13 protein-coding genes are annotated in these 14,736 nt (G+C 57.9%); 5 read left to right on the plus strand and 8 right to left on the minus strand.

Features of this window, described 5'->3' with window-relative positions; translation table 11 throughout:
* Positions 1-45: 45 nt before the first annotated feature.
* From R0I78_RS02355 to R0I78_RS02390, 8 genes are all read right to left on the minus strand, one after another.
* Positions 46-816, minus strand: a complete 771-nt coding sequence (locus tag R0I78_RS02355; RefSeq protein ID WP_317074167.1) for a helix-turn-helix transcriptional regulator — start codon at positions 814-816, stop codon at positions 46-48.
* Positions 817-911: 95 nt separating this feature from the next.
* Complete coding sequence (locus R0I78_RS02360; protein ID WP_317074168.1) at positions 912-2,018, minus strand: class II histone deacetylase; 1,107 nt, start codon at positions 2,016-2,018, stop codon at positions 912-914.
* A 20-nt stretch (positions 2,019-2,038) separates the two neighbouring features.
* Positions 2,039-3,478, minus strand: coding sequence for a Na+/H+ antiporter NhaC family protein (locus tag R0I78_RS02365; protein ID WP_317074169.1), 1,440 nt, complete (start codon positions 3,476-3,478; stop codon positions 2,039-2,041).
* Positions 3,479-3,648: 170 nt separating this feature from the next.
* The gene (locus R0I78_RS02370; protein ID WP_019935122.1) at positions 3,649-4,224 is read right to left on the minus strand and encodes a cupin domain-containing protein; all 576 of its coding nucleotides are present in this window, start codon (positions 4,222-4,224) and stop codon (positions 3,649-3,651) included.
* Positions 4,225-4,303: 79 nt separating this feature from the next.
* Positions 4,304-5,302 (minus strand): ArsA family ATPase, encoded by a 999-nt coding sequence (locus R0I78_RS02375; RefSeq protein WP_317074170.1) that lies wholly within the window; start codon positions 5,300-5,302, stop codon positions 4,304-4,306.
* Positions 5,303-5,401: 99 nt separating this feature from the next.
* The gene (locus tag R0I78_RS02380; RefSeq protein ID WP_019935124.1) at positions 5,402-5,674 is read right to left on the minus strand and encodes a cory-CC-star protein; all 273 of its coding nucleotides are present in this window, start codon (positions 5,672-5,674) and stop codon (positions 5,402-5,404) included.
* Complete coding sequence (locus R0I78_RS02385; RefSeq protein ID WP_019935125.1) at positions 5,671-7,353, minus strand: carbon starvation protein A; 1,683 nt, start codon at positions 7,351-7,353, stop codon at positions 5,671-5,673. Before R0I78_RS02385 ends, R0I78_RS02380 begins: the two co-directional genes overlap by 4 nt.
* Positions 7,354-7,635: 282 nt before the next feature.
* Positions 7,636-7,881 carry a DUF2960 family protein gene (locus R0I78_RS02390; RefSeq protein WP_019935126.1) on the minus strand — a complete coding sequence of 82 codons (246 nt, stop codon included), beginning with the start codon at positions 7,879-7,881 and terminating at the stop codon, positions 7,636-7,638.
* A gap of 1 nt (position 7,882) precedes the next feature.
* Between R0I78_RS02390 and R0I78_RS02395 the strand changes: the two genes are divergently transcribed.
* From R0I78_RS02395 to R0I78_RS02415, 5 genes are all read left to right on the plus strand, one after another.
* Positions 7,883-9,799: an ATP-binding protein gene (locus R0I78_RS02395; RefSeq protein WP_317074171.1), complete on the plus strand. Its 1,917-nt coding sequence runs from the start codon at positions 7,883-7,885 to the stop codon at positions 9,797-9,799.
* Complete coding sequence (locus R0I78_RS02400; RefSeq protein ID WP_317074172.1) at positions 9,796-11,151, plus strand: sigma-54 dependent transcriptional regulator; 1,356 nt, start codon at positions 9,796-9,798, stop codon at positions 11,149-11,151. The genes R0I78_RS02395 and R0I78_RS02400 overlap by 4 nt, the downstream gene beginning before the upstream one ends.
* A 129-nt stretch (positions 11,152-11,280) precedes the next feature.
* Positions 11,281-11,706: an OsmC family protein gene (locus tag R0I78_RS02405; RefSeq protein WP_026344847.1), complete on the plus strand. Its 426-nt coding sequence runs from the start codon at positions 11,281-11,283 to the stop codon at positions 11,704-11,706.
* 362 nt (positions 11,707-12,068) lie between these two features.
* Complete coding sequence (locus tag R0I78_RS02410) at positions 12,069-14,264, plus strand: TRAP transporter permease (protein ID WP_317074173.1); 2,196 nt, start codon at positions 12,069-12,071, stop codon at positions 14,262-14,264.
* 9 nt (positions 14,265-14,273) lie between these two features.
* The gene (locus tag R0I78_RS02415) at positions 14,274-14,723 is read left to right on the plus strand and encodes a universal stress protein (protein ID WP_317074174.1); all 450 of its coding nucleotides are present in this window, start codon (positions 14,274-14,276) and stop codon (positions 14,721-14,723) included.
* Positions 14,724-14,736: the final 13 nt, after the last annotated feature.

Below are 14,736 nucleotides of genomic sequence, written 5' to 3' on the forward strand. Positions count from 1 at the left end.
AGCAGGCCGAAAAACACCAAGGGCGCCGGAAGGCGCCCTTTCTTTTTACTCAACTCCCAACTGTCGCAAAAACAACTGAAACAGCTCGGCCTGACTGTTGATGACGAGCTTGCCGTAGATGTTCTTGCGATGGTTTTTCACCGTGCCGGGACTGATACACAGCTGCTCGGCAATGGCTGCGGCACTGTGCCCTTGCAAAAACAGCCGTGCCACCTGCTGCTCGCGTTCGCTCAGACGCTCATCCAGAAACTCCCCGGACCTTGCCCCATCGTCATGTAGGGCAGACGCCGACTGCCAGTGGTGCTTTTCCAGCAACGCCTGCAACAGCGGAAACAGGTAACCCATCTTGTCGCTCAGCAGGCGACCATTCGAGTGCGGCGGGGGACGGTAAAAGCCCAGTGAAAAAGCCAGGGTGGTATCGGTATTGGATGAGAAAAAACACATCAGCTCGTCATGTAACCCGAGCCCGGTGTAATAGGTCAGGAAATACTCGGTACGCCGAAACTCCGACGGCGCAATATCGTCCAGAAGAAACACCCCGGCGGCTGGCCGGGCCAGCCAGTGCTGGTAAAAAGGGTCGAGCTGGTACATGCCGGCGCAGTAAGGATGCAGGGTCGCCGCCTCCTGCTGCTGGTTCAGATTATGTAACAGTATCTCGGGACTGCGATGACGGTAAAACCGGCATAACACCAGATCGATGCAGGGGAAATAACTTTCCAGACAGGCCTGAAGTTGCGGCAAAAATTCACTGCAATCCACTGAAGATAGCAGCATTGCCAGGGGTTCAAGGGAATGGGGTGCAATATCCTTTTGCATGAAAACCATCTTTCACCGACAGATAAAACGGTGAATAAAATGTAACACTCAAAAAAGGCCCTGACCAGTTTTTGCGCTGGTTCAGGGCCGGAACATCAGGCGTGAATATCCGTCAGCAAGGGCACAAGACTTTCGAGCAGCGCCGCCTGGTGGGGCTGCAGCTCCTGCTGGCCCCAGCGGGCAATGTCTCCACCGGCGGGATCGGGCACATGAATGTCGCTTCGGCTCAGGGTTTCGATCACCCGGTGACCGCAGAAGGGCACATAGCCTTCCGAATAGCCCCCTTCATGCACCATCACCAGCCGGCCTCGGCACAGGCGATCGGCGGCGGCCATCACCCTGGCGGTGAGCTGGCCAAAGGCATCAGCATTAAGCAGCATGCAGCCGAGCGGATCCATGGCGCTGGCATCAAAGCCACAGGCCACCACGATCAACTCGGGCTGAAAACGATCCAATGCCGGGATCACCAGTTGATCCATGGCCGCCAAATAGGTGCCAATGCCGGATCCGGCCGGCAGCGGTACGTTGAGGTTATAACCAAAGCCGGCCCCACTGCCCCGCTCGTCTGCACTGCCCGAGTCAATGGGATAGTTGTTGTCGTGATGCAGGGAGATGGTCAACACCTCGGCATCCTCATAAAACGCCTGCTGAGTGCCGTTGCCATGGTGCACATCCCAGTCAATCACCGCGACCCGGCGCACCAGCCCCTTTGCCTGGGCCGCCCGAATGGCGATGGGAATATTGCCCAGCAGGCAAAATCCCATGCCCCGATCCGCTTCAGCGTGATGCCCGGGCGGGCGCGACAGGCAGTAGCCGTTGTCGACTTCGCCCCTGAGCACCGCCGCCACCGTGGCCATGGCCAGGCCGGCCGAGCGGCAGGCAATGGGAAAGGCATCCTGACGAAAGGGCGCATACTGGCCGGCATCACCGAAGCCCTGTTCGCTCATGGCGCTCAGCTCGTCAATGTATCGTCCGGTATGAAAGCGCAGCAAATCTTCCCGGGTGGCCGGCTCGGCGTGCACCGGGGTCAGCTGCTCCAGCAGGCCGCTCACCGCCAGCAGGTTGCGCAACCGGCGCTTGGTTTCCGGGTGCTCCGCGGCGGCGGCGGGCTGCACAAAGCCACCGGGGCGATCAAACACCGAGCAGGGGCCAGCATCGTGCCACAGGCAGTGTTCGTGAAAGGCGAATCCGGTTCGTTTCATCTTGTTCTCCTTGTTTCAAATCAGGCCAGCAGCCACAGCACTACCGTGGTGACGGCAGCGGCAATCAGGGTATAGGGCAGTTGGCTGAGCGCGTGCTGCATTGGGCTGATGCCGCAGCCGCGGGCGGAAATCACGGTGGAATCCCCAAAAAAGCAGGCATGGCTGCCAAAGGCCCCCGCCGACACTACGGCCCCCAGGGTCAGGGCCATATTGGCATCCAGAGCCTGCGCCAGGGGGATCATGATGGGAAAGGCGATGGCATACACACCCCAGAAGGAGCCGGTGGCAAAGGTCAGCCCGGCCAGTACCAGAAAGCTCAGCGCCGGCAGCCACTGGGCGTTCATGTAGGGAGTGATGGTGTCGATCAGATAAGGCGCCAGCCCCAGCTTCTCGTTGACTGCCTGCAGCACAAAGGCAGCAAACACGATGCCCAGCGGCAGCAACATGGTGGCCATGCCCTGAATAATTTCATCAAACAGCCGGGGCAGACTGGCCAGCCCCTGTAGCCGGTACAGCACCAGCGATACCACCAGGGCGCAGCCCACGCCCATCAGCGCATCAATATTGAAATACCAGGTGGCCAGCAGCAGGGTCAGCACCGGCAGCATGAAGTTCACCAGTCGCGGCGGCTGGCGATGGCCCGGCTCGTCCTGTTCGATAGCCTCGCTGTTGCCTGCCAGGCAGTCACGCTCTGCCTGCTTCATGGTGCCAAGCAGCGGCATCACGCCAAAAGCCACCAGGGGCACCAGCAGCAGTGCCACCCAGGGGTACACCAGGTAGGGCAACAGGCTCAGGTAATAATTGAAGCCTTGCCCTTCGGGCACCAGGCCATTGGCTTCAATCAGGCCGGCGAGATAAATTACCCAGGTGGAAAACGGGATCAGCAGGCACACCGGTGCCGAAGTGGAGTCCACTACATAGGCCAGCATGTCCCGGGAGATTTTCAGCTTGTCCGACAGCTTGCGCATGGCGGTGCTGACGGTCAGAGCATTGAGGTAGTCATCAATAAAAATGGCAATGCCCAGCAGCCAACTGGCCATCAGGGCATGAGAGCGACGCTTGACGTATTTGCCCAGACTGTCGCTGAAGGCCAGAGTCGCACCGGAAAATTGCAGCAGGGCAATCAGACTACCGAGCAGGCCGCACACCAGAATAAGCCAGCCCATAATGGGCCCCTGCATCACCTCCAGGGTGCTGGCCACAAAGTTGTGCAGCGTCCGCTGTGGCTCCACCAGGGCAAAGCCCGTCAGGGCACCGGCCAGCAGCGGCTCCAGCGTGCGCCGGGTCATCAGCGCCAGCCCCAGCACCACCAGGGTGGGCACCAGGGCAAAGAGCCCGAACTCGCCTTCAGTCTTGCCCGCACCGAGTGCTAACACCAGCAGAAACAGACCGGTCAATATTGCCAGCCTGGTCCAGCCGATGGGCAGTTGCTCCATGCGGGGGGTCAGTATTTTCTCCATAGCCTCTTCCTTGTCTGTCCGTTGACGCTTCATCATAGAGGCAGACGGAAAGTGGCCGACATGTCCCTTAAGGGACATTTGACGTGATCTGAGTCACACCAGAAGTTAACTTTTTATAAACAAAAATAAAACAAATGATGGGGTGGCGAGGGTATTACCCTCGCTAAAACTCAGAAATGCTTGGCCGGAGTGGAGCAACTGACGATACGGCAGGGCTGATCGCTGATATTGCGAAAACGGTGGGGTTGAGTGGTGGAGAAGTAATAGCTGTCGCCGGCCTTCAGCAGCCGGTGCTGAGCACCTATGGTAATTTCGATTTCCCCTTCAATCACCACGCCGGCTTCCTCGCCGTGGTAGGCCATCATGTCGTGGCCGGTGTCCACGCCAGGCGGGTAGGTTTCCACAATAAATGACATGGCCCGGTTCTTGCGGTTATAGCCCACCAGTTTCAAAGACAGATTACCGCTGCCCACGTCCTGCAGCTCGTCGGGACTGAAAAAGATCTGATCGGTGTTTTGCAGATCCAGAGTAAAAAACTCACCCACCGTCATGGGAATGCCGTCGAGGATCTTTTTCAGCGAGCTGACCGACGGGCTGACCTTGCCCTGCTCAATCAGCGACAGGCTGGAGTGGGTCACGCCGGTGCGTTTGGCCAGCTCCCGCTGGGAAATATTGCGCATCAGGCGCACCGCCTTGAGGCGGGTACCCACATCGTTATTGTCGTCGCCCTGCTTCGCCGTTGTCATATTTCTCCGTTCAATATCAGAAAACCCTCGGCCAAATTCTACTCAAGGGAGGATTCGGCTGTAAATTGAATTAAGACACTTACAGCCCGGCCTGCTCCAGCCGGGTGGCCATATCACCCAGGCCGTCCAGCCCCTGAATATCCGTGGGCTGCAGATATAACGGATAGCGATTCAGACCGGCAAAGGTTCGCTCTATCTCAGCCAGATGTGTTTTTTCCTGGCTTCGACGTTGTGCCAGAAAAGCACCGTCAGCTTCATCAGGCAGAATGCGGTTCACCACCAGGCCGGCCAGGGGCAATTTTTCTTCCCGCAGTGCTGTTACCGCCCGTTCGGTTTCCAGTATCGGCAGCTTTTCGGGAGTGAGCACAAACAACAGTGCAGTCTGCTGGCCGTTGGTCAGCAACCGGCGAGTGCGCTGAAACAGCCGCTGACGCGCCAGCAGCGTTTCGGTAATGGATTTGGTGCGTTCGTCCATACCGGCGGTTTCGTGAGCCCGCGGATCGCCAAAAGGGCTGTCCACGTCCTTGCCCGGGGTTAAATGGTCCAGCACCTCGCCCAGTTTTTCCGAGCGCTGGTTGCTTTTGAGCATCCCTTGAGTCCAGGCGGCCATGGCCTCGGGCAAACTGAGCAGGCGCAGGGTGTGGCCGGTGGGTGCCGTATCGAAAATCACCAGGTCGTGGGTCTGCTGACTGTCTTCCATCACTCTGGCCATACGCTCCAGCAGTGCCGCTTCCTGGGCCCCCGGCGATTGGCGGGTAAGGCGCATCTGTCGCTCCACCTCGCCGTACATCTCGGGCCGGGTAAAGCGTTTAAGCTGCGCCAGCACCCGGGCCAGGTGCTGCTCCACTTCATGATCCGGATCCAGCTCCAGAGCGTCTAGATTGGGGGCCAGCCGGGTAATGGTATCGCCAATTTCCCGCCCAAAGGCATCGGCCAGGCTGTGAGCGGGATCGGTGGACACCAGCAGGCAGCGCTTTCCCCGGCGGGCCGCCAATAGTGCCAGGGACGACGACACAGTGGTCTTGCCCACGCCGCCCTTGCCGCCCACCAGCAACACCCGCTTGTCGGTCAGTAACATGTAATCTCTCCAGACAATAAAGCCGGCATCAAAGCCGGCCCGTTGTGCGAAATGTTGGGATTCGTAAAACGCATCCCAACGCAACTTTATTCGCAGAACTCAGCAGCAGCGAAAGTGATCCAGCGGCGAGTGCTCCATGCCCATGCGCTGGTGCCAGTCGTGAAACCGCTCCAGCAGCAGGGGCTGCAGTTCCAGGGTGTAATAGGAGGCCGGATTCGGCACGCCCATCATCTCCGAGAATACCAGCAGCATAAAGAGATCGTCTTCCTCGCGCCGGGCCCGGGCAATGGCCGCCCGGTAGGGCGCGTTATAGACTTCTTCCGCATACCGGCTGGCCTTGTCTATCCAGGCCAGCACCCGCTTGATTTTCACGACTTGTTCTCGGCGCTTTCAGCTTTGCCACTGCGCAGCTTGTTCAGGGTAGAGCCACACTCCAGCGCCACCAGAATGGCCGCCGCCAGCACTACCAGATCAAGAGTAAACAGGAACCAGTTGGCCTGTGCATAGAAGTCCTTAAGCTGGATCAACAGTGCCAGAACTGTCATTACCAGCAGGAACAGCAGCGGGATCAGGGTCACATACATGGGCCGGCCCAGACGCGCCAGCATCACAGTGATCACCAGCAGGGTCAGACCCGCCAGCAGCTGGTTGGTGGTGCCGAACAACGGCCAGATCAGCAAGCCGCCGGAGCCGTCGCCACCGGAGCCAAAGGCCAGCAACAGGCAGGAAGCTACCGCCAACAGGGTGGCCGGGGCCGCTTTCTGCATCCAGTTGATGTTATAGATGCTGCCCCACTCCTGGAAAATATAGCGCTGCAGCCGCAGGCCGGTGTCCATGGTGGTGCCGGCAAACAACACCGCCATTACCGTGAGAATGGTTTGCGACAGCTCGATGTCAAAGCCCAGGCCATTGCTCAGAATATTGGCTCCGCCCTGCACAAAAGCGGCTACCCCGCCCTGACCAAAGCCGCTGTACACGGCCTGCCAGTCGGCGAGCGTCGCAAAACCGGCGGTGGCGGCAATGATCGCGGCCAGTGCCAAGCACCCTTCCCCGATAGCGCCGAAATAGCCCACAAAGCGCAGGTCGGTTTCCTTGTCGAGCTGTTTGGAGGTGGTGCCGGACGACACCAGACCATGAAAGCCGGAGATAGCACCACAGGCAATGGTCACAAACAACAGTGGCAGCAGCGAGGGCGTGCCTTCCGGCACATTGTCGTTAAAGGCCGGGGCCACCACATCCGGAGCCGACAGCAATACGGCACCATAAAGCAGACCCAGACCTACAAACAGCTGCAGACCGTTAATGTAGTCGCGGGGTTGCAGCAGCATCCATACCGGCAGCAACGAGGCAATGGCGGCATACACAAACAGCAGAATAATCCACTGAGCCTTGTCGGTCAGGCCCATAAACATCTCGGGCAGCGCCAGCGGCATGGAAGGCCCTACCCAGATCAGGGCATAAAGCGCAATCACGCCCACAATGGAAACGGTGATCAGACCAATCATTTTGCGGTAAATAAGCTGACCGATAATCAGTGCCACCACAATGGCCCCCCATACCGGCACCACAGAGGTCTGGAACTTGGTCAGCAGACCGGCGATCACCACCGCAAATACGGCGTTAACCATCAACAGCACCAGGAAGATGACGATCATAAAGATGCTGCGGGCGCGCTTGCCCACCACATCACCGGTGAGCGCGCCCACCGATTTGGCCTTGTTGCGGTTACTGGCCCAGATAGCCCCCGCATCGTGCACGCCGGCAAAAAAGATGGTACCAAACACCACCCACAAAAAGGCCGGCACCCAGCCCCAGATCACCGCAATAGCCGGCCCCACTATGGGTGCCGCCCCGGCTACCGAGGTGAAATGGTGACCCCAAAGCACAAATTTGTTGGTGGGCACATAATCTATGCCGTCCTCAAACTCGTGCGCCGGCGTCCGAAAGCCGGGATCCAGCCGAAATATTTTTTCGGCCACAAACTTGGAATACACAAAATAGCCGAGCGCCATGGCACCCAGCCCAACCAACATCAGGAATATGGCATTCATTGCACCGCTCTCCCGTAACGAATTTTCCCTGTTATTATCCGTAGCGCGGATCATCAGATCCGGCACTCCTAAAGGCTACAATAGAAAGGAAAAACCGCTCAGAATCAACATGCTAGCTATAAATTCAAATGGCACTCAATTAAGTGGCAGCGGTATATACAAGGTGAGCTCATCACAAACAAATCAACCACTTGGAAATATGAAAATCAAGCAGTTATAAACACTAAAAAATAACAAAAAATAAGAATAATAAATAAATCGATTCCAAGGGCAGACGCAAACTTATTCGTCTTTAAAGATCGTGACCTGAGTCACACCCAGCTTACGAAAATATTCTTCCCGGAACTCCTTCATGGTCTTTCTGTTGTTGCGGCTGATATTGGCAAGCTGATCTTCCATGCGGCGAAACTCTGCCAGATCCAGCCCTTCAGCGGTGGCAATGGCATCGTAGATGCTGTGGTGCTTGTCATTGGCATAGCCAATTTCTTTTTGTTGTTTGCGATAGTGATAACGAATGCGAAAAGCCATAATGAAAAACTCCGTAAAAACGTCATTGTCGCTGCAAAGTGCCTGTGCACTCAAGAGTGCGGGAGCCATCACGCCAATTTACCGCCGTAACGCGCATAATACGCCCATCATGAGACGGAACTCCTTTGCCCTTTTTCTGCTGCTGTTGTTTGGCACCCTGCTGGTTAGCACAGCGTTGTTCTGGCACACCCGGGAGCAGGGGCTGGCAGATATTCGCCAGCATGCGCAAGTAAGCCTGGGCCGCTACATTACCAACCTGCGTCATCAGCTGGCACGCCATCAGGACTTGCCCCGGCTGCTGGCCGATCAGCATCAGCTCAAGGCGCTGCTGAACGATCCCGATAACCCGCAAAAAACCGATGAGGCTAACCGCTATCTGGCCCGGGTTAATGCCACCATGGGTGCCACTGACAGTTATCTTATCAACAGCAACGGCATGACTCTGGCCGCCAGCAACTGGGATCAGGCCGCGCCCTTTGTGGGGAACGACTACAGCTTTCGCCCCTATTTTCAGCAGGCCATGGAGGGAGGGCTGGGCCGCTATTTTGCCCTTGGCAATACTTCCCGGGTGCGAGGATATTTCTTTTCCGCGCCGGTGCGCCAGCAGGGACAGATTATTGGCGTGACCGTGGTCAAGGTAGATCTGGAAGACATAGAAGGCAGCTGGAACGACCCGCTGCAGGACATTCTGGTCATGGACGAAGATGGCGTTATTTTTATCTCCACCCGCCACCAGTGGCGCTTTCGTCTGTTGCCCAAACCCGGCCTGCTCACGCCGGATCCGCAGCTGCTCAGTCGTATTGAAGGCAGCCGCCGTTATGAAAGAGTACAGCTGCAGCCGCTGCCCCTGCAGCAAAGAGACACCACACCAAGAGGCAATCAGCTGCTGACCATGAAAGGCGAGGAAGCCAGCGGCCATTATCTGCTGGTGAGCGAACTGCTGCCGGATGTGGGCATGCGGGTTGCCATTCTGGCCAATCTCAAGCCACTCAGAGAGCGCATAGCCCGCACTCTGATTGCCGGACTTGGTACATTCTGGACACTGGCGGCGCTGCTGTTATTTTTGCGGGCCCGGCATCGCATGAAGGTGCGCCATCAGCGGGAGCTGCAACAAGCTCATGAAGCCCTGGAGCGCAGGGTAGAGCAGCGCACTCATCAGCTCACCGACAGCAACCGGCGGCTGAAGCAGGAAGTAGAGCAACACCGGCAAACCCAGAGTCAGCTGATCCAGGCTGCCAAAATGGCGGTGCTGGGGCAATTATCTGCCGGCATTAATCATGAGCTGAACCAGCCACTCACCGCCATTCGCCAGTTTGCCGATAATGGCCGCAAGCTGCTGAAGCGAGGCCGCACCGAGGCGGTAGCCGGCAATCTGGAAGAAATTAGCGGCCTGGCAAATCGTATGGCCGCCATTTTGCAGCCGCTGCGTGAGTTTGCCCGCCAGCATCATGCCGGCAACACCCATACTACCCTGGCCCAGCTGCGCCGGGGCGTAATGGTCTTGATGGGAGCCGAGCTGGAAAAGCACAAGGCAAGGCTGTACTGGCCTGATGAACAGGACAATCTTGCAGTAGCGGGGGATCAGGGCCGGCTGGAGCAGGTGCTGGTTAATTTGATTGGCAATGCACTACAGGCCATGACCGAAACGCCGTTACCACGTATTGATATTCATGTTCAGGCCAGTACTGCTCAGGTTACTCTTGCCCTGCGCGATCATGGTCCCGGCCTGAGCGAACAGGCGCTGGCCCATATTTTTGAGCCTTTTTTTACTACCAAATCCACCGGCCTCGGGCTGGGGCTGTCCATCTCTCACCGCATAGTAGAAAGTCTGAACGGTGAACTGATCGCTGCCAACCATCCTGACGGGGGTGCCGTCTTTACCCTGGTACTGAACCGCATGCATAAGGAGCCCGCATGACTTCGCCCCATATTTTGCTGATTGATGACGATGCTGCCATTTTGCGTTCCGCCAGCCAGACCCTGGAGCTGGAAGACTACCAGGTCTGTACCCTGGACAGGGCCGACAAGGCGCTGCCGCTGCTCAATGAAGATTTTGCCGGCATCGTGATTACCGATATCAACATGCCGGGCACCACCGGACTGGAACTGCTGGCCAGAATAAAAACCATTGATTCAAATATTCCGGTCATTCTTATTACCGGCTTTGGCGATATTTCCATGGCGGTCAGTGCCATTCGTAACGGCGCTTACGACTTTATTGAAAAGCCATTTTCATCAGATCTGCTGCTTGATGTGGTGCACAGGGCTCTGGAAAAGCGTACCCTTACTCTGGATAACCGCCGCCTGCGCCAGGAGCTGCAGGCTCAGAGCGCTCCCGGCCCGCGTATTCTGGGCAGCTCACCGGCAGTGCAGGACCTGCGCCGGCTGGTACAAAGCGTGGCGTCCAGCCCGGCGGATATTCTGCTGATGGGGGAAACCGGCTCGGGCAAGGATCTGCTGGCCCGCTACATTCACGAACACAGCCCGCGCCGGAACAAAAACTTTGTTGCCATCAACTGCGGCGGCATGCCGGAAAACCTGATTGAGTCTGAACTGTTTGGTCATGAAAAAGGGGCCTTTACCGATGCTAAAGAGAGGCGCATCGGCAAGCTGGAACATGCCCACGGCGGTACTCTGTTTCTGGATGAAATAGAAAGCATGCCCATGAGCCTGCAAATCAAACTGCTGCGGGTACTGGAAGAGCGTGCCATTGAACGGCTGGGTTCGAACCGGCTGATCCCGCTGGATATTCGTATTATTGCCGCCACCAAGGCTAATTTGCGCGCCCTGGCCGATGCCGGTGATTTTCGTGAAGATCTCTATTACCGGCTGAATGTGGTGCGCATCGACATTCCGCCGCTACGCGCCCGCCCCGACGATATTCCGCTGTTGTTTCAGCATTTTGCGCTGCTGGCATCCGCCCAGTTTGAACGGGAAATACCGCCGTTATCAGCCCCGCAGCTGCAGCAGCTGCTGAGCCATTCCTGGCCGGGCAATGTGCGGGAGCTGCGCAATCTGGCGGAGCGCTATGTGCTGCTGGGCGAGGCCTGCTCCTTTGACCTGAGTGAACACAGCCAGACCGAGACGCCTGCCAGCGGGCAGGGGCTGGCCGCCCGGGTGGATCAGTTTGAGAAAACCCTGATTCAATCCGAGCTGGCCCGCCACGGCGGCTCCATCAAGCACACTCAGGAAAGCCTGCAACTGCCCCGTAAAACCCTGTACGACAAAATGAAAAAACACGGCCTGGACAAGAACGACTACAAGGGCTGAACGCTTGTCGTTTGCCATGCCGTGCACACACGTCGGCAATCGCGCTATCGCTTCGCATTGCATACATGCTCACTCTTGCTTTTAACGCCGCACGATTTAATATAAGAAAAAACTAAATTAGAGGTGGTTATGGCAACGAAAACTTACACAGTAAAAACCGAAATGGGAAATACCTGGCAGGTGCGGGCTCAGGTGGGCTCACATCAAATGATCATCGATCAGCCCTCTGCCGGCGACACCGGTCCCAATCCGCTGGATACCTTTCTGTTTGCGCTGGCGGGCTGTGTTTCCACCATTGCCAAAATGGCTGCCCGGGAGCAGGGTGTTGAGCTGCGCGGCATCAATGTTGAAGTTAATGGCGAGCTGAACCCGGCGGGGCTCGCGGGCAAGCCCAGTGACGATCCGGTGGGCTTCAAGCACATCAACATCAGTGCCGACATCGACGCCGATCTTGATGACGCCGAAAAACAGGCTTTTCTGGATCTGGTCTGTGCCCGCTGCCCGGTGCACGACAACCTGCTGCGGGCCACTTCGGTCAGCCACCAGAGCCGTTAATCCATTGATGGGGGGATTTCCACCCATGATCAAAGCGCCCAGGGGCGCTTTTTTTTGTCAGGTCACCCCACGTAGCGGCACTGCAACCTCAGGCAACGCCGGTCTTGCCTGTGTCTTCACTGCCCGTTAAAACATTCAGACAAGACAATATGTGTGAAAATCCGCCCATGCGCTGATGAATATGGGCGGATTACCACCCATTTAACATTCATATTCATACCAACGGCTCTGCTTCCATTATCGCAAAACCAGTGCTGGCCTGACTTAACAATACCTTAGCCTGAGTTGGCCCCGATTTTGCTAATAAGCTGTTAATCAAAACAGCAGCTTATTGGCGGCTGGTGAAAAAACGAGGTTAAGGAATGTCACAGCAACAACTCGACGAGCTCAGCCCACAAGAGCAGAAAAAGCTTCAGGAGCTGATGGAAAAGGATGCCAAGTCCGAGCGCAAGCTCACCGGGCCCTGGGCCTGGCTGGTGGCGGCGCTGGCCGCGGCCATGGTCGTTCTTTACTTTTACGGTGCCGGCGTCGCCGCCCTCAGCACCCAATACCATCTTGGCATTTATGTGCTGATCACTTTTGTGCTGGTATTTCTGCTCTATCCTGCCGGCAGCCGCGGAGCCCATGCCGGCCTTTCCATTATAAGCGCTGCCCTGCTGGCCTTGCTGGCCGGCTGCTTTGTCATTTACGACTCCCCCACCACGCTTTACCAGCAATTCACGCTGTTCAAGGAGACCTGGGAATACGACGGCCTGAGCGTAGCGCTGGAGCAGGATGCCGACAAACTGCACTATGTGCTGCTGCTTACCCTGCCCTTTGCCGCCCTGATGCTGCCATTGGATCAGTGGCTGAGCCGGCGCAACAGCAACAGCCCCACCGCCAGCGATGTAGTGCTGGCGTTGATGGTAGCCGGCACAGTGCTGTACTGGATCAGCCAGTTTGAAGCGCTCAACTACCGGGCCGGAGCCGAAAACGAGGTAGACATGCTGGTGAGCGTGGTGGGTCTGCTGCTGTCGCTGGAGATCTGCCGCCGGGTGCTGGGCTGGTCCATCACCCTGATTGGTGTGGGCATGATCGCGTTTGCCCTGTTCGGCCCCTACCTGCCGGAGCTGTTTGCCCACCGCGGTTTTCGCTTTGAGCGCCTCGCCACCGCCCTGTTCCTGACCACCAATGGCGTGTTCGGGGTGATGGCAAACGTACTGGCCACCTACGTGATTTTGTTTATCTTTTTTGGCGCCTTCTTGCAGAAGTCCGGTGCCGGCAAGTTCTTTATCGACTTGCCCCTGGCCATGGCAGGCCGCTCCACCGGCGGTCCTGCCAAGGTGGCGGTGATCTCTTCTGCTCTGTTCGGCTCGGTATCCGGCTCCGCCATTGCCAACACAGTGTCGTCCGGCGCCTTTACCATTCCCATGATGAAACGAGCCGGCTTCAAGCCCCACGTGGCCGGCGCCATTGAGCCCGCCGCCTCCATCGGCGGCATGTTCCTGCCCCCCATTATGGGCGCGGGCGGCTTTCTGATGGCCGAGCTCACCGGCACCCCCTATTCCACCATCATGATCCTGTCCATCGGGCCGGCCATTCTGTACTTCCTGGCGGTGTACTGCATGGTGCACTTCGAGGCCAAGAAACACGGCCTGGTGGGCGTGCAGGGCGAGGAAATCCCCCACTGGAAAACCGTGTTCAAGAGCGGCTGGTACTATGCCCTGCCGCTGGTGATCATTACCGTGCTATTGCTGGCCGGCCGCTCCGCCGGCAACTCGGCATTCTGGGCCACGTTGTCGTGCATTGCAGTAAGCTGGGTCAACAAGGAAACCCGCATGGGGCCGAAGCAAATCTGGGAAGCCATTCAGGTAGGCGCGCGCAACACCCTGATCGTAGGCGCCACCATTGGGGTTATCGGCGTGATTGTGGGCACCATTTCCCTCACCGGCATGGGCCTCAAGTTCTCGGATCTGATCATCTCCATGGCCGGCGACAGCCTGCTGCTGGCGCTGGTGCTGGTGGCCATCGCCTCACTGGTGCTGGGCATGGGCGTGCCGGTCACCGCCGCCTACCTGATTGTGGCCGTGCTGGCAGTGCCGGCCCTGGGCGAGTTCGGCGTCTCGGCCATCGCCGCCCACATGATAGTGTACTGGCTGTCCCAGGATTCCAACATCACGCCGCCGGTGTGCGTGGCCGCCTATGCCGGTGCCGCCATTGCCGGCTCGGATCCGTGGAAAACCGGCTGGACCTCCTTCAAGTTCGCCAAAATGCTGTACGTGATGCCACTGCTGTTTGCCTATGTACCGGCCATGCTGCTTGACGGCACTACCCTGGAGATCATCACTGCCTTTGTCTCCGCCACGCTTGGGACTCTGGCCTTTGGTGCCTTTGCCATGGGCTATCTGCGTCGCCAGACCAAACTGCACGAATGGCTGCTGCTGGGTGCCGGCACTCTGCTGCTGTACTGGCCTACACTGGTGTCCGATATCGCCGGCCTGGCGCTGGTGGCCCTGGTGTGGTGGCTACAGCGCGAAGGCAACGTCACTCCCGCCATTAACCATTCCAACGTTCATTAAGGAGCATGCATGTCTGTTATTACTCATATTCTGTATGCCACTGACTTCTCCGACGGGGCCGCTGAAGCAGCGGTCCTGGCCCGGGAGCTGGCCAAAGCCCACGGCGCACGCTTGCACCTGCTGCATGTGATCACCGAGCTGGATGACCGGCACCGTCGGGGCATTCCCGCCAGTGTGATGGAATCCTTTGTAAAAGAAGTTAAAACCCAGGCCATGGCGGATTTGCACAGCTTTCAGAGGCGTTATTTTCAGGGGCTGGAGAACCAGCTGACCACCGAGCTGCGTCTGGGACACGGTGCCGACGAAATTCTGGCCAGTGCCACTGAAACAGGTGCCAGCCTGATTGTGCTCGGCACCCGCAGCCGGCGCGGAATGGAAAAATGGCTTATCGGCTCCACCGCCGAGCGGGTGCTGCGCCAGTCTGCGTTGCCAGTACTGACCGTACCCGAGCGCAGCTGACAATGATTCACCG

This window comes from Oceanimonas sp. CAM02 (genome assembly GCF_032842915.1).
In the GTDB taxonomy this organism is placed as follows: domain Bacteria; phylum Pseudomonadota; class Gammaproteobacteria; order Enterobacterales; family Aeromonadaceae; genus Oceanimonas; species Oceanimonas smirnovii.

What these genes read in the sequence shown, in the direction of transcription:
- R0I78_RS02375 (WP_317074170.1), bottom strand. Translation starts at nt 5,302, where the DNA reads ATGTTACTGACCGACAAGCGGGTGTTGCTGGTGGGCGGCAAGGGCGGC.
- R0I78_RS02365 (WP_317074169.1), bottom strand. Translation starts at nt 3,478, where the DNA reads ATGGAGAAAATACTGACCCCCCGCATGGAGCAACTGCCCATCGGCTGG.
- R0I78_RS02405 (WP_026344847.1), top strand. Translation starts at nt 11,281, where the DNA reads ATGGCAACGAAAACTTACACAGTAAAAACCGAAATGGGAAATACCTGG.
- R0I78_RS02400 (WP_317074172.1), top strand. Translation starts at nt 9,796, where the DNA reads ATGACTTCGCCCCATATTTTGCTGATTGATGACGATGCTGCCATTTTG.
- R0I78_RS02355 (WP_317074167.1), bottom strand. Translation starts at nt 816, where the DNA reads ATGCAAAAGGATATTGCACCCCATTCCCTTGAACCCCTGGCAATGCTG.
- R0I78_RS02410 (WP_317074173.1), top strand. Translation starts at nt 12,069, where the DNA reads ATGTCACAGCAACAACTCGACGAGCTCAGCCCACAAGAGCAGAAAAAG.
- R0I78_RS02415 (WP_317074174.1), top strand. Translation starts at nt 14,274, where the DNA reads ATGTCTGTTATTACTCATATTCTGTATGCCACTGACTTCTCCGACGGG.
- R0I78_RS02360 (WP_317074168.1), bottom strand. Translation starts at nt 2,018, where the DNA reads ATGAAACGAACCGGATTCGCCTTTCACGAACACTGCCTGTGGCACGAT.
- R0I78_RS02385 (WP_019935125.1), bottom strand. Translation starts at nt 7,353, where the DNA reads ATGAATGCCATATTCCTGATGTTGGTTGGGCTGGGTGCCATGGCGCTC.
- R0I78_RS02390 (WP_019935126.1), bottom strand. Translation starts at nt 7,881, where the DNA reads ATGGCTTTTCGCATTCGTTATCACTATCGCAAACAACAAAAAGAAATT.
- R0I78_RS02370 (WP_019935122.1), bottom strand. Translation starts at nt 4,224, where the DNA reads ATGACAACGGCGAAGCAGGGCGACGACAATAACGATGTGGGTACCCGC.
- R0I78_RS02395 (WP_317074171.1), top strand. Translation starts at nt 7,883, where the DNA reads ATGAAAAACTCCGTAAAAACGTCATTGTCGCTGCAAAGTGCCTGTGCA.